Below are 14,523 nucleotides of genomic sequence, written 5' to 3'. Positions count from 1 at the left end.
CCTCCTTACAGCTGATAGCGGCGCATCCGGGTCTGGATGCCGAACAGATAGCCGCAGACTCCGAGAAGAATGATCGCGAACATAGCGCCGGCAATGGCCGATCCCATATGCGGATCCCCCAGTTGCAACTGAAAACCAAAGAAGGTGCGATACATGAAGGTACCCAGAATATCGGTCGAGAAATCCGGCCCCGCCAATGCGCCCTGCGAGGCATAGATCAGGTCAAACGCGTTGAAATTGCCCACGAAAGTCAGGATCGAGATGATCCCGATCGACGGCAGGATCAGCGGTAACTTGATCTTCCAGAAGGCGGCAGCGCCGGTGATCCCGTCAATCTCACCCGCTTCCAAAATTTCTTCCGGAATGGTCAGAAGGGCGGCATAGATCAGCATCATCGGAATGCCCACAAACTGCCAGACCGAGATCAGCGCCAGCGCGGTCAGCGCATATTCCTCTTTGCCCAGCCACGGCGCAAACAGCGATTTCAACCCCACTGCGTCCAGCATCGACGGCGCAATCCCCCAGATCGGCGACAGGATCAGTTTCCATGCAAAGCCGACAATCACAAAGCTGAGGATAGTGGGAAGAAAAATGGCCGAACGATAAAGGGCAGCAAAGCGAAGCCGGGGATGGCTAAGGATCGCAGCAAGCGCAACCCCAATCGGGTTCTGCACCAACATATGCACGATGAAAAACCAGAAGTTGTTGCCAAGCGCGTTCCAGAATTGCTTGGACCAGATTGGGTCAAAAAACAGGGTGCGGAAGTTCTCCAGCCCCACAAAAATCCGAGTATTCTCCACCTCGCTGTAAAGAGCGAGACGTAAGGTGTTGAAGAGCGGGAAGATCATAATCGCGGTGTAGACCAGCACGGCAGGTGCAAGGAATACAAGGATATGCCAGCGGATCGGGCTGCGGTTCTGCGCCCCTTTGGGCAGTTGGTCAGACATGCTGAGCTCTCCCGTTCTGTTGAGTGTCATGTGTTCCCTCCGGCGAGGGAACGGCTTCAAAGATTGCGGAGAATGCGCGCATCATGGCGAAGCCTCTCCGGGGATCAGGCGCACGGCGCCCACCCAATCCTTGGTTCTCGTTCGTCTTTGCTCGAAGTGATCCACCTTTTGGGTGGCATGACGGCCGGAAAAAGGTATCCGGCCGTCCGTATCAGCCTTTACTTATGCGGCTCGTACCAGGAGGCAAGCCCGTCCTGCAGCTTGGCGCCCAGCTCTTCCGGGGTAGACGTGCCTTTGATGGCGGCCACAGACGCCCCCCAGGTCTCGTTCTCGAGGTTCGGGGTGCCGCGCGACAGGATCTGATAGGTGGAACGGATGGTGCTTTCGCACTCATCTCGCCAGCCAATAATTTCCTTGGCCAACGGATCAGACAGCTCAACCTGTTCCTTGGACAGCGGGAAAAAGCCCGGCAATGCATTGCCGAAGATCGAGGCAAATTCCGGCGACGCCACCCAGGCCAAGAATGTTTTGGCCGCTTCCGGGTTGGCGGTTTTGGCATTCATACCAATGCCAATGTCCGTATGATCCGAGATATAGCAGGTGTCACCTGCGTTCTGCACCGGTGGTTTGAAGGCTCCCATTTCGAAATCGGCCTGCGCATTAAAGCCCGAGATTTCCCAACTGCCGGCCGGATAGATCGCAGCGCGCCCCAGCGTGAACAGGTTCTGGCTGTCAGGATAGGTCTGTGCTTCAAAGCCGTCCCCCAGATAAGCGCTCCATTTGGCAAGGGTTGCATAGGGTGCGGTCCAGGCCTCATCGGTCAGCTTCTGCTCGCCCGCGATCAATGCCAGACGACCTTCTTCACCTTTCCAGTAGTTCGGGCCGATGTTGTTGTAACCCATTGTGGCCGCTTCCCACTGGTCATTGGTGCCCATTGCCATCGGGATATAGTTCCCATCCGCCTTGAAAGCTTCCAGGGCGGCAAAGAATTCCGCCTCGGTGGTCGGAACTTCAACTCCCACTTCCTCGAACGCTTCTTTGTTGTAGATAAAACCGTGGATCACCGATGCCATCGGCACGCAGAAGCTTGCCGAACCATCATCGGTTTGCCAGGCAGATTTCGCCACGTCCGAGAAGTTGCTCATCGCTTCCATGTCGCCAAGGTCGGTCAGATGACCGGCTTCGAACAGCGCCAGCGAGGCGTCAAACGGACGACAGGTGATGATGTCGCCAGCAGACCCGGCATCCAGTTTCGAATTCAAAACGGCATTGTATTCCGCCGGGGCCGACGGAGTGAACTTAACCTTGATGCCGGGATGGGCTGCTTCAAAGGCCGGGATGATCTTGTCCTGCCACAGCGCCAGATCGTCGTTGCGCCAACTTTCAATCGTGATGGTCACGTCATCAGCCATAGCAGAGGTGGCCACCATGGCCGTGCTGGCCAGTGCCAGCGTCATCAATTTGCGTTTCATTGTTTCCTCCCAGTTAATTCCGCAATGTTATCGTGGTGGTTATTCCTTGGTCAGGACCGACAGGGCCGGTCGCAAATGACCGTTGGTTCGGGCGATCAGGTCTTTAGCCTGGTCGGGGGTCGCCCCGGTGGCGATCAGGATCGCCCGCTTCACATCACCACCGGCACGCCGCAGCGCGCTTTCGGCGGCAGCCTTCTCCTGGCCTGAAATCCGTGCGACAATCCCGGTTGCGCGGGCGCGCAGCTTTGCATTGTCGGCACGCAGGTTTACCATCATCCCGTCATACACATGGCCCAGTTCCACCGCCATCAGGGTCGACAGCGTGTTCAAGGCGATTTTCTGTGCGGTGCCGGCCCCCATGCGGGTGGAGCCCGACAGGACCTCGGGCGGGGTGGGTAGGCAAATCGCGCAATCGGCCAAGTCCAAAAGCGCGCTTCCTGCATTGTTGGCAATGCCGATCACTGCCGCGCCCCTGCTTTTGGCAATCCGTGCGGCGGCCAGGGTATAGGGGGTACTGCCACTGGCAGAAACAGTGATCACCGTGTCCTTTGGCGCAAGCCCGGACAAGGCGCAGCCCAGCGCATCAGATTGATCTTCGCTGTCACCGGGCATTTCCGGCGTAGTGGGAATACCCCCGGCCATCAGAATTCGGATCTGCGCGGGCGGGATGGAAAAAGTGCCGCCCAGCTCCATCGCATCAGCGGCAGCCATCAGCCCTGACGACCCGGCGGCAATATAATACAGAGTGCCACAGTTTCGGATGGTTTCGGCCATCACACGGGCAGCGGTGGCCATTTGGGCAGCGCTTTGGCAAACCGCCGCAGCGGCGTTTTGCTGACCATCCGCCAGAATACCTGCCACCACATCCAGCGGCAGGCGGTCCAGGCCCGCGGCCTTGCCATGCAGCTTTTCGGTGGTGTTTGCAGTTTGGTCAGCCATGATTGCGATGTCGCGCCCTGGGCGCCTCCCCTAAACTCTTCTCAAACCGCCCGGACAAATCTGAAGACGAATCCGGTTTCAGTTATCCAGTGATCATACCTTTTAGATACCATTTGTCTACCATTTATTTTGCCACCCCATAATTCCCCTAAAAATTGCGCCTATTAGCGGCTTTTGGGTACATATTGGACTATTTTTTTCTTTCATTCCGCACACAGGTATTATATAGGTATTCTCATGACGACACGCACAGATCTTCCTTTTCTGGCCGTTGACGGGGGCGGAACACGCTGTCGACTGGCCCTGCGCGACCCATCCGGACAGATGCACGTGACAGAGACTGGCTCGGCAAATGTGACCAGCGATTTTGCCGCGGCCACGCAGGAAATTCGGCACGGGGCTGATACACTGGCACAGATCTCCGGGCTAACAGTGGATGAGATTGCCGCGCTGCCCGCCTATCTGGGCTTGGCTGGCATCACCGGAGAGGACATTGCCATGCAATTGGCCGCGGCTTTGTCCTTTTCTAAAATTCGCATCGAAGATGACCGCCCTGCCGCATTACGCGGGGTGCTGGGTGTGCGGGACGGGATGGTTGCCCATTGCGGCACCGGGTCTTTCGTCGCAACGCAGATCGAAAGCCAGATGCGCTTTGTCGGCGGCTGGGGTCCGGTGCTGGGCGATGAAGCCTCGGCGCAATGGGTTGGCCGCCAGGCCCTGGCACGCAGTCTTGACGTTGTGGACGGGCTGATTGAAGCCTCGACTTTGTCAAGCCACATTCTGACCACCCTGGGCAGCCCTGCAGAGGTGGTGCGCTTTGCTGCCAGCGCCACACCGGCCCGGTTTGGTCGCTTTGCCCCGGAGGTCACGCGCTTGGCCGCCGAAGGCTGTCCGATATCGCGCGCAATCCTGCAACAGGCCGCGAACCACATCGCGGCCACCCTGACCACTCTTGGCTGGCAGAACGGGATGCGCATCTGCCTGACCGGTGGAATCGGCCCATCCTATGCACCCTATTTGCCCGCAGCGATGAAATCCGCCCTGCACGACCCGGAAGGGCAACCGCTGGATGGGGCAATTGCCCTGGCCGAGGAATTTGCCTCCGCTTGCGCCGCCAAAAATACCACGAGGAGAGAGACCCATGTCCGTTGCTGAAATGTCCGTCGCCGATTTTCTGCAGCCCGAAGGCTGGCTAGGTCACTCCCCCGGTCCACGCTATGTGCAACTGCATCGCCGTCTGGAAAAAGGCATCAACAGCGGGTTACTGCCACCCGGCAGTTCGCTGCCGCCTGAACGTGAGATTGCCGAGATCACCGACCTGTCTCGTGTGACCGTGCGCAAGGCTATTCAGGAACTGGTCAAGACCGGCGCCATTGAACAGCGCCAGGGATCTGGATCTTTTGTGCGCGAACCGGTGGGGCGCGTGGAACAGTTGCTGTCGCATCTCACCTCATTCACCGAAGACATGGAGCGGCGCGGGTTGACCACCTCGTCGACATGGCTGGAACGCGGCGTGTTCATGCCCTCACCGGAAGAGGTACTGACCCTGGGTCTGTCAGCGGGCGACAGCGTGGCGCGCATTCACCGGCTGCGCGAAGCGGATGGGCACCCGATGGCGCTGGAACGCGCAGCCTTACCCCTCGACATCCTGCCCAACCCTCTTGCAGTGACAACCTCACTTTACGAAATCCTCGAACAAAGCGGCCACCGCCCGGTGCGCGCGATCCAGAAAATCTCGGCGATCAACCTCGATGCGCACGAGGCCGAACTGCTTGGCGTTGCCGAAGGCACGGCCGGTCTGAAGATCCAGCGTATCTCTTATCTTGAGAGCGGGCGTGCGGCAGAACTGACACGGTCGATCTATCGCGGCGATACCTATGATTTCGTTGCCGAGCTGCGCTTGTCACCCTGACCCACCCCTATGAAAAGGCTGCCCAAATGACCCAATCCATGACCCGCATGCGCGCCGAGATCAACGAAATCCCGCAAGCCGTGGACCGGTTGCTGACCGATGGAGCTGACGCAATCGCCCAGACCAAATCCGCACTGGCCGACCGCGATCTGCCCTATCTTCTTTCGGTGGCGCGCGGTTCGTCTGATCATGCGGCGACCTATCTGAAATACGCCACCGAACTGCTATTGGGCTTACCAATGGCCTCGGTCGGTCCGTCCGTGAAGTCAATCTATGGCGCCGAAATCCGAGCCAAGGGCGCACTTTGCCTCTCGGTGTCACAATCGGGCCAAAGCCCTGATATCGTGCGCCTGACAGAGGCGTTTGCCGCCTCGGGCGCCTTTACCGTTGCGATCACCAATGACGCAGATTCACCGCTGGCCAAGGCCACCGCCGCCACTCTGCTGATCCATGCAGGCCCAGAATTGAGCGTTGCCGCCACCAAAACCTTCGTCACTTCGCTGGTCGCAGGGATCTGGCTGCTGGCCGAACTGCGCGGCGATGTCGAGCTGATCCGCGCCATCCACACTCTACCCGACGTGCTCGTCAAAGCCACGCGCTGTGACTGGACGGAGGCAGCGGAAGCAATCACCGGACAGTCGCTATTTACCCTCGGGCGCGGCCCGTCCTGGGCGATCTCCAACGAAGCGGCACTAAAATTCAAGGAAACCTGCCAGATCCATGCGGAAAGCTATTCCAGCGCCGAGGTGCTGCATGGGCCGGTCTCCATTGTGGAGCAGGGCTTTCCGGTCATTGCCTTTGCGGCCGGCGACGCCGCCGAAGACACTGTGGCCGAAGTGGCCGATGCACTGGCAACCAAAGGCGCACATGTTTTTGCCACCTCCGGCAAGGTGCGTGAGGCAGACCCGTTGCCTCATGTGCGCACAGATCATTGGATCACCGACCCCATTGCTGCCATCGTGTCTTTCTATGGCATGGTCGAAACCGTGGCCGCCGCGCGTAAGATCAATCCGGACACGCCGCGCCATCTGAGGAAGGTGACGGAAACCGTATGACACAGGGTGCGAAAGTTTTCCGGAATGGCCGTATCTTCGATGGATCGACCCTGCGGGACGGTTTTGCAGTGCGGTTTGAGGAAGGTCACCTGACAGAGTTTGGGCCGGACGCCGACGTGCCCAGGGGCGGAGAGGTGATCGATCTGAACGGAGATATCCTCAGCCCCGGATATGTCGATTTGCAGGTCAATGGCGGTGACGGCGTCATGTTCAATGACGATCCTTCGGTCGAAACGCTTCGCAGGATATCTTCGGCGCATTGGCGTCTTGGTGTCCGAGCCCTCTTGCCAACATTGATAACTGACACAGCAGAAAAGACCCGGGCCGCCATTGCCGCCGCAACAGATGCCATCCGCGCAGATGTGCCGGGGATCGCAGGTCTGCACCTCGAGGGGCCGCATCTTTCGATTGCGCGCAAGGGAGCACACGACCCCTCCCTCATTCGCCCCATGGAACCGAGCGATCTTGATACACTATTGGCCGCTGCTGAGAATTTGCCCGTACTGAAGATCACAATCGCTCCGGAAAACGTTTCAGAGGATCAAGTCAGAGTGCTTTCTGCAGCCGGAGTGCTAGTGTCCCTGGGTCACACAGATGCCGGGTACGACACATGTCGTAAGTTTTTTGCCGCTGGCGCGCGCTGCGTCACACATCTCTTCAACGCCATGAGCCAGCTTGGAAACCGTGAACCCGGGCTTGTTGGCGCAACGCTTGCCGATGGAAATGTGTCGTCTGGGCTAATCGCTGATGCAGTGCATGTTCATCCTGAGACCATGCGCGCGGCTTGGCACGCAAAGACCGGTCCTGGGCAAATCTTTCTCGTGAGTGACGCCATGGCCGTTGCGGGAACCGATTGCACAGAGTTCACATTGGAAGGGCGGCAAATCCGGCGTGGTGGCGGCCTCCTGACCTTGTCGGATGGGACATTGGCTGGCGCCGACCTTGATCTAACGCAGGCCATTCGAACGCTCGTCGAAAAGGTAGGCGTGCCGATCGAGACCGCATTGCGGGCAGCAACCAGCGTTCCTGCGGCTCTGGCCGGAATCCCTCCGTCGACCCTCGAGACCGGGAGCGGAATGCAATCAGACCTAATACGATTGTCACGGGATCTGAGTGCGGCTTCCATCCTGGCTTAAGAAACCAGTGCAAACCAAGCGCCTGTCAAAAAGCGCTGCGCGCCTAGCGCAGGTCGCGACATCCTTAAGCTGAGATTGGAGCGGTCATGCCAATGGCATAGATACATGATCCGTCGTACAGCCAAAGCCTTGCCTTCTTCAGTTGTTTCGATGGCACATTTGTCATTCGGGTCAAATTGCGGAACAAGAGCTTGTAAGGAAAACGCGATCTTCCTCATGTTGTAATGCTCCAAAAGGTCCGCTGGGACCCGCCTCTCGAAGTAATAAATGCCGTTCTTGGTGAACGAATACGGCACCGATTTGCCATACGCCCTCGCAGTCTCCACAAGAAAACTGATGGCGAACAACAGGTTATGACTAAAAGTGGTGCCCGGGGGCGGAATAACCGGTTGCTTTTTTTATAATAATTTACGAGGCGGTGGGACTTTTTTCTTTCACCATGTTTATTGGATTTTTTCGGATTTGTGTCCCACTTTTCCGAGGGGGATTAGGGCCGGAAAAAATCGGTCGAGCTGGCGCCGCATCGCCCCAGCGCCTGGACATGCCAGCGGCGATCCTTACCAATGGTCTCAGTAGAAACGATCAATCTGGACGAGTGTGACTGACCCGCGCCTCACCTGCCCGATCTGCATGCACCGTGAGGCCGGATTGATCCCCGCCCCTCGGCATGTGCCCGCGTGGGATGACCTGACCGCCCCGGAACAGATGACCATGCTGGCCGAGGTCGGCGCCGCACTTGGTCGCGGTACGGCCGGTTTCGTTGCCGCATCCGATCACGACCATTTCCACCTGCGGGAAGCCAGTGGCGCGCGCCTGACAACCGGCGGTCGCGATCCGCTCCTGCCTTTGCTCGCCGAACGGTTGGACACCGCGCAATCGGTCGACCTTGCGATTGCCTTTGCCATGGACAGCGGCGTGGCCCTGCTCGAGCCCTGGTTCCGCGAGTTGCTGGCACGTGGGGGGCGGCTCAGGATCGTGGTGGGCGATTATCTCGATACGACCGACCCGACAGCCTTGGCGCGTTTGCTGGACCTGGAAGGCGCGGAGCTTTTCGTTTTCGAGACCGATGGCCTCAGCTTTCATCCCAAGGCCTGGCTGTTCCGGGCCGCCGATGCACGCGGGGCGGCGATTGTTGGTAGCTCCAACCTGTCCCAATCGGCGCTGACCAAAGGTGTGGAATGGAACCTGCATTCCGAAGAAGCGGCTGACAGTGTCGGAGCAGCCTTTGAGGACCTGCTGGTACGGCCAGAGGTCAAGCCGCTGACGGCCGCATGGATCGATGCCTATGCGAAACGCCGCAGGGCAAGGCCAATGCCTGAGTTCACCGCCCGCGTCGTCGCCGAGGAAGGCCCGCCGCCCGAGCCGCACACGATCCAGCAGGAGGCGCTGGCGGCACTTGCGCAGAGCCGTTCGAACGGCCACCGCGCCGGGCTTGTCGTGCTGGCTACCGGACTGGGCAAGACCTGGCTGGCTGCCTTCGACACGATCAGTTCAAAGGCGGGCCCCATCCTATTCGTTGCTCACCGGGACGAAATCCTGACCCAGGCGATGGCAGCCTTTCGCAAGGTCCGCCCAGAGGCCAAGCTTGGCCGCTACACTGGCACCGAGAAGGAGGCAGATTCAGAAATCCTCTTCGCCTCGGTTCAGACACTGGGCCGCGTCGGTCACTTGCGCCAGTTCGACCGAGACCATTTCGACTACATCGTGGTTGACGAATTCCACCATGCCGCCGCCCGCACCTATCAGAAGCTGATCGAGCATTTCACGCCCGGCTTCCTGTTGGGCCTCACCGCAACGCCAGACCGGACGGATGGCGCCGACTTGCTTGGCCTTTGCGGCGAAAACCTCGTCTACGAATGCGACCTGTTTCGCGGGATCGACGCTGGGCACCTGTCGCCCTTCCACTACTTCGGTGTGCCGGATGACGTGGATTATGCCCAGATCCCCTGGCGCTCCGGCCAGTTCGATCCGACCGCACTGGACGCAGCCCTGGCCACCGAGGCCCGGGCACTGAACGCTCTGGATCAGTACCGCAAACGCGCAACCGGCCCCGCGATCGGCTTTTGCTGTTCCATGCGCCACGCCGAATACATGGCCGAGTACTTCCGCACCGCCGGTCTGAAGGCTGTTGCCGTCCATTCAGGCCAAAGCTCCGCTCCGCGCGCGAGCTCCCTCGCAGCGCTCGGTCGCGGCGAGATCGACATTCTCTTCGCGGTCGACATGTTCAACGAAGGCGTGGACGTGCCCGAGATCGGCACCGTGCTAATGCTGCGTCCCACCGAAAGCGCGATTATCTGGCTGCAGCAACTCGGCCGCGGCCTGCGCCGCGTCGAAGGCAAGGTGCTGCAGGTGATCGACTATATCGGCAACCACCGCAGCTTCCTGACCAAGGTCGCGACCCTTCTGCAGGCCGGCGCGGGCGATCGCTCGATCTCGACCAAGCTGGAGGCACTTCAATCCGATGAATTCCAGATGCCCAAGGGCTGCGAGATCACCTATGAACTCGAAGTCATCGATATCCTGCGCAATCTCCTCCGACCGAAAGAAGGCGCCGCGGAGCTCGAAGCCTTCTATGTCGATTTCCGGGACCGGACCGGCATCCGCCCCACGGCTGTCGAAGTCTTCCGCAATGGCTTCGATCCTCGCGCTTCCGGCCATGGCGGCTGGTTCGATTTCGTGCGGGACATGGGCGATCCCTTTCCCGAACGTCCCTTCGCCACCCACGGGCGCTTGTTACGCGAGATGGAACGGCCCAAGGTTTTGTCCCGCGCCGCCTTGACCGGCTTGCGCGACGTGTTAGCCGGACGGCAGCCGAGCGAAGGCGCGTCAGAGCTGGCGTTCAACCCGCACCTAGCGCAGGGCAGCGACGGCTTGCGGCTGGCGCGACCTGACGCCTCCGGCGAGTTGGAACTGCTTGTGCGCGAGTTGGTCGAATGGCGCCTGGCAGAAACGCCCATCGTGCGCGAGGCCGCCGAGGCATCCGCGACCTTTGTCGGCAAACCGAAAGAACTGGCGCTTTGGCAGCGCTACTACGTGCCGGACATCGCCGAGTTCTTTGGCGAAGAGTACAAGCAAAACGTCTGGCGCACCGGGATGAAGGCGCTGCCCGAAAAGAAGATCATGATTCTTCTTGCCAATGTTTCGATCCAGGACCTGACCTACGAAAACGCATTCCTCAGCCCTTCACGCCTGAAGTGGTTCAGCCAGAACCAGACGCGACAGAACAGCAAGCATGGCCGGATCATCAGCGGTGAAGAAGGTCATGAGGTACACCTGTTCATCCGCCGAGGGAACAAGGTGAATGGCAAGGTTAATCCGTTCATCTATTGCGGGAAGCCCGGGTTCGCCGGATGGGAGGGCGAGAAGCCAATTGAAGTACAGTTGGATTTAATCTCGCCAGTACCGCGCGAGCTTTGGGCGGAGCTCGGAATTCCAAATCAAGACTGATAGCTTAAACAAATTCAATTTAACGTTGCCCCTGGGGCATAGGAAGACAACGGCGTATGGGAACCAGGGAGCGGCAAGGACTGATTTCACGCTTTTTCTCGCGGGCCAGCGAGACTGACCGTGACGTGAGCACGACCGAAGGGCCTCCTTCTTCCTGCCACGAGGCTTGGGGCGACAATGCAACGCGTTCGGTCAGTGGCTTGGTCAAATTCGCTCTACAGCAACAAAGTTGTTTGATTGTGACGGGTTATCAGGACTTTCTGTCGTCGCTCACCATCCTGCTCGAAACAATCGAAAACCTTGGAGAACGCCCAGAAGGCAGCATCCGCATTGTCTTTGGCTCCAATTCCGAAACACGACAGGCTCTAGGCGGCAGCGACCGGTCAGTGGCCGATGAAGCGCGCCAGCATTTTCTTGGCGCCAGGGGTTTTTCGGTTGTTGATTTGGCCGACCTGCGCGCAGTTCTTGCAATGGACGCAATCGAGCGCGGGATCATCAAATTCCGCATTTTCGATCCCGATCTGGCAGAAGAAAAACTAGGACGCCGTCCACCAATGCTTCACGCGAAGCTTTTTGTAGGCGGGGACAAGGCACTTTCGGGAAGTGCCAATTTCTCGATCAACGGTTTGCGCCGCAATCTGGAATTCATGGACGACGCCGATGCCTGGCCCGAACTCGCGACTGCACGTCGCGCTGCCGCTGAGCAGTATTGGGACATGGGGCGCGATTGGACTGAAACAGCGCTGGAAATCCTGCGAGCGCTGATCCGCCTTGTCTCACCCGAAGAAGCAGTGGCCAGAACGGTTCACGAAGCCACAACCTTCACCCCCTGGCGTGTCGCAGGCGAAACCAGCGCCGGACGTCCGCCTCAACCCTTCCAGGCCGATCTTGTCTATGAGGCTGCAGGGACGGTCTATGAACACGGCTTTGCCTTTGTCGAAGCGCCAACTGGTGCCGGGAAGACCGACATCGGAAAACACCTGGCAACAGTTCTACCGATCAGCCATGGGCAAACGGTCTTTTCCTGGGGAGAGCGCGCCGATCAACAACGGCTTGGCTCGCTCGCCCTGATACCCGCAAGTGTTCTGAAGAACTGGACAACAAACGCGCCTGCGAACTTCAAACCGATCAAGCACAGTCACCTGTCGCGGCGAGGTAAGGAGGAGACTGCGGAATTGGACGAGATCAACCGGGCGGTCCGTTCGTCTGCATCAATGATCGTCGATGAAAGCCACCGACTGAGCTCGCGATACCTTGCACCTTCTGCACGTTCGCTTGTCTTCGAACGCAGTCCGGCGATCTGGACCGCCTGTTTGTCGGCCACGCTAATGGGAAACCAAGGCCTGGACGGCTTGCTTGCATTCCATGAGAAGCGCGCCTCGATCTATGTGCCTCCGCCCATCACGGAGCAGATCAACCAACACATGGCCAAGGTTCGAAAGCGTGGCGAACTCGTGCGCCACCTCGATCAGATGAACCGCCGGATCGAAGATCAAAGCGTACAGGACGATCTGTTCGACAGCGCGGAAAAGCTAAAGGATGAAGTTAACAGTGTTGAACGCCAGCTAGAGACCAGTGGGCTTCAAATCAGTGCTCTTCAAGAAGGCTTGGCCGACGCCCTAGCCCCCTACGTCGTGCGGCGCCAACGGGATTGCATTGGAGAGAGTGCAGATCGAAAAACTGGTGCTTTCGTTTACCCAACGATCCGAAGCCACCGAAAGGATACGGCGCTGAGTGATCAGCAGCGCCAGATTATTGAGCGGATCAAGACACTGGCGGAGTGCATCACGACTGGGGTCACCCTTGTGTCTGCCGACCCCCAACGCGCCGCCCACACTGAAATTAAATTCCACGACAAATCGCGCATTCACATCCGGAACTTCCTCGCTTTGCTGCGCGCGTCGATAACCTTTGCACGCGAAGAATGGGCCAGAGAGCGCGACAGCGACGCCGATCAGCGGGGGCGGGCATCCATCGGAGAAAACCTAAGACGCGCCGAGAAACAGAACGCCCGCGGGATTGCCGTTCCGGATGGAGCGCTGCCCGAGGAAGTCGATGCCGAAGCTGAGGACAGCGAAACTACGATTTGCGACCGGATCAGTAGGCTTCTGAATGATCCCAGCCTCGACAGCATTGATGAAGCCCGGGCCGGTGTCATGCGAGACATCCTTCGAAAGCATGGCCATGCCATCTTCCTTGCTGAGCGGGTCGGCGTTCTCGAAGTCTATGCCAGACTTCTTGCAGGTCAACGTGGCCGAGGGCCCGAGGTGTTCGTGGTCGCACCTGGTGCACGGATCAAGACCGGTAAGAAGCTGCATCACATCCGATCGGGAGCAGATGCGCAGGAGTATTTCGGCATCGATGGGAAACATGTCGCCCCGCTAAAGCCACGGGCCATGTTCCTCACATTCCAGATGGCGGAAGGGATCAACCTCCAAATCGCCTCTGCGCTTGGGATCATTGGCGTCACGTCCGACGTCAAGAGCCTCATTCAGGGGTTGGGCCGGATCGACCGGATCGACAGTCCCAATTCCCGGATCCACTACTACACCTTCGACCTTCCCGGTCTGGTTCTGTCATCAGATCACAAGGCGCGCGCTCGTGTCGCCAGCATCGCCCTCCTGTCAGGTGTTGGCGCCGAAAACCTACCATCAGAGTTGGTTGAGTTTTCTGCCGGTGATCTGACCGATCTTGTTCTCGAACAGGTCAAGAAGCCGCGCATCCTCCGCCCCAACAATTACTTTGATCAGCTTGAAGAGCTTCGGCGTGTGTTGCCTGCCGACGTTCTGCGCCGGGTCTGGAACGCAAACCCTCGAGGTCTCTGGGGAGCGGAACTCTGCCTTCTGTCCTCAGTTGAGCCAGTCACCATCCTCCTCTTGGGCGGTCGTACAGGCAGCCCCCAAGACCCTACTGTCCTACCGCCTCGCTCAATTGCCGTTCGAGATGTCGATGGGCGCGCAGAGATCATTGGCGACCAAGTAGAAGCAGCTAGGCTCCTATCCGCCGCCTATGCCGAAACGCGCCGCCGAGGCATGCAAAGCCACCGCCCAGAACTGAACGCGATATCCGCTACGTTCAGCCGTCTCGGCAGCACCCTTGCGCATCTGACCCACTGGGATGTTCGGCCAGCTCGAACGGTTTCACTTCTTTCCTCTCTCGCTAATTTTCTGTCAGGCCACGACACAGGTGATTCTGGTCAAGGGCTCTTCGGTTCCTTAACTCTGCCGACGCTGGAAAAGCTGGCAGAAGCCTGGGCACACGAACTCGATGTATTCTGGATCGAGGCGAAGGAGACGGTTAGCCAAAGGAGTGCGTCTGGCGGCGAAATACCCGACTACCTCGGGATCGACGCGATCTACCGGGCTTTCCAAGAGCAGCCAGACGATGTCCGCTCGGCTGTAAGTGAAAGGATGCAGGAACTCTTTGCTCGGTGCACGGCATTGTCAGAGGGGCAATCGATCGATGTACTGAGCCGGGTGGCCGTCATCTTCGAAGCCAGACAGTAGGCCGAAAACTCTTCCGAGCCCTGCCACGATTGGCTTTACGGAGTTGACGCTCTCGGCCTAGACCTGCCCTTGGCTTTGATAGCTCGCGCTGCACTGCAGCATTGCAAGA

10 protein-coding genes are annotated in these 14,523 nt (G+C 59.0%); 6 read left to right on the top strand and 4 right to left on the bottom strand.

Features of this window, described 5'->3' with window-relative positions; all coding sequences use genetic code 11:
• Positions 1 to 5: 5 nt before the first annotated feature.
• The 3 genes from ACR0IK_RS15735 to ACR0IK_RS15725 all read right to left on the bottom strand — a co-directional run bounded on the left by ACR0IK_RS15735 (position 6) and on the right by ACR0IK_RS15725 (position 3,358).
• Positions 6 to 947, bottom strand: a complete 942-nt coding sequence (locus ACR0IK_RS15735) for a carbohydrate ABC transporter permease (RefSeq protein ID WP_480594379.1) — start codon at positions 945 to 947, stop codon at positions 6 to 8.
• A 218-nt stretch (positions 948 to 1,165) separates the two neighbouring features.
• The gene (locus tag ACR0IK_RS15730) at positions 1,166 to 2,419 is read right to left on the bottom strand and encodes an ABC transporter substrate-binding protein (RefSeq protein ID WP_480594296.1); all 1,254 of its coding nucleotides are present in this window, start codon (positions 2,417 to 2,419) and stop codon (positions 1,166 to 1,168) included.
• 39 nt (positions 2,420 to 2,458) lie between these two features.
• On the bottom strand, positions 2,459 to 3,358 hold the full coding sequence (locus ACR0IK_RS15725; protein ID WP_480642170.1) for an N-acetylmuramic acid 6-phosphate etherase: 900 nt from the start codon (positions 3,356 to 3,358) through the stop codon (positions 2,459 to 2,461).
• A gap of 237 nt (positions 3,359 to 3,595) precedes the next feature.
• Between ACR0IK_RS15725 and ACR0IK_RS15720 the strand changes: the two genes are divergently transcribed.
• From ACR0IK_RS15720 to nagA, 4 genes are read left to right on the top strand one after another with little or no spacing between them, the layout of a single operon-like run.
• Complete coding sequence (locus tag ACR0IK_RS15720; protein WP_480642169.1) at positions 3,596 to 4,513, top strand: glucosamine kinase nucleotide-binding domain-containing protein; 918 nt, start codon at positions 3,596 to 3,598, stop codon at positions 4,511 to 4,513.
• A 1-nt stretch (position 4,514) separates the two neighbouring features.
• Complete coding sequence (locus ACR0IK_RS15715) at positions 4,515 to 5,270, top strand: GntR family transcriptional regulator (RefSeq protein ID WP_480594380.1); 756 nt, start codon at positions 4,515 to 4,517, stop codon at positions 5,268 to 5,270.
• Positions 5,271 to 5,296: 26 nt separating this feature from the next.
• Positions 5,297 to 6,325, top strand: a complete 1,029-nt coding sequence (locus ACR0IK_RS15710; protein ID WP_480642168.1) for an SIS domain-containing protein — start codon at positions 5,297 to 5,299, stop codon at positions 6,323 to 6,325.
• Positions 6,322 to 7,461, top strand: coding sequence for an N-acetylglucosamine-6-phosphate deacetylase (gene nagA, locus ACR0IK_RS15705; protein ID WP_480642167.1), 1,140 nt, complete (start codon positions 6,322 to 6,324; stop codon positions 7,459 to 7,461). Before ACR0IK_RS15710 ends, nagA begins: the two co-directional genes overlap by 4 nt.
• On the opposite strand, the gene ACR0IK_RS15700 is transcribed toward nagA, so the two are convergent.
• Positions 7,458 to 7,757: a DUF6538 domain-containing protein gene (locus ACR0IK_RS15700; RefSeq protein ID WP_480642185.1), complete on the bottom strand. Its 300-nt coding sequence runs from the start codon at positions 7,755 to 7,757 to the stop codon at positions 7,458 to 7,460. The genes nagA and ACR0IK_RS15700 overlap by 4 nt on opposite strands.
• Positions 7,758 to 8,058: 301 nt before the next feature.
• On the opposite strand from ACR0IK_RS15700, the gene ACR0IK_RS15695 reads away from it, so the two are divergent.
• A complete protein-coding gene (locus ACR0IK_RS15695; protein ID WP_480642166.1) occupies positions 8,059 to 10,908 on the top strand; it encodes a DUF3427 domain-containing protein in 2,850 nt (949 codons plus the stop codon).
• A gap of 125 nt (positions 10,909 to 11,033) precedes the next feature.
• Positions 11,034 to 14,414: a phospholipase D family protein gene (locus ACR0IK_RS15690; RefSeq protein ID WP_480642165.1), complete on the top strand. Its 3,381-nt coding sequence runs from the start codon at positions 11,034 to 11,036 to the stop codon at positions 14,412 to 14,414.
• The last annotated feature ends 109 nt before the right edge of the window (positions 14,415 to 14,523 follow it).

Source organism: Ruegeria sp. BF7, assembly GCF_056538605.1.
Note: the sequence above shows the minus strand (reverse complement) of the source record. Positions and strands in the feature narration are given on the sequence as shown.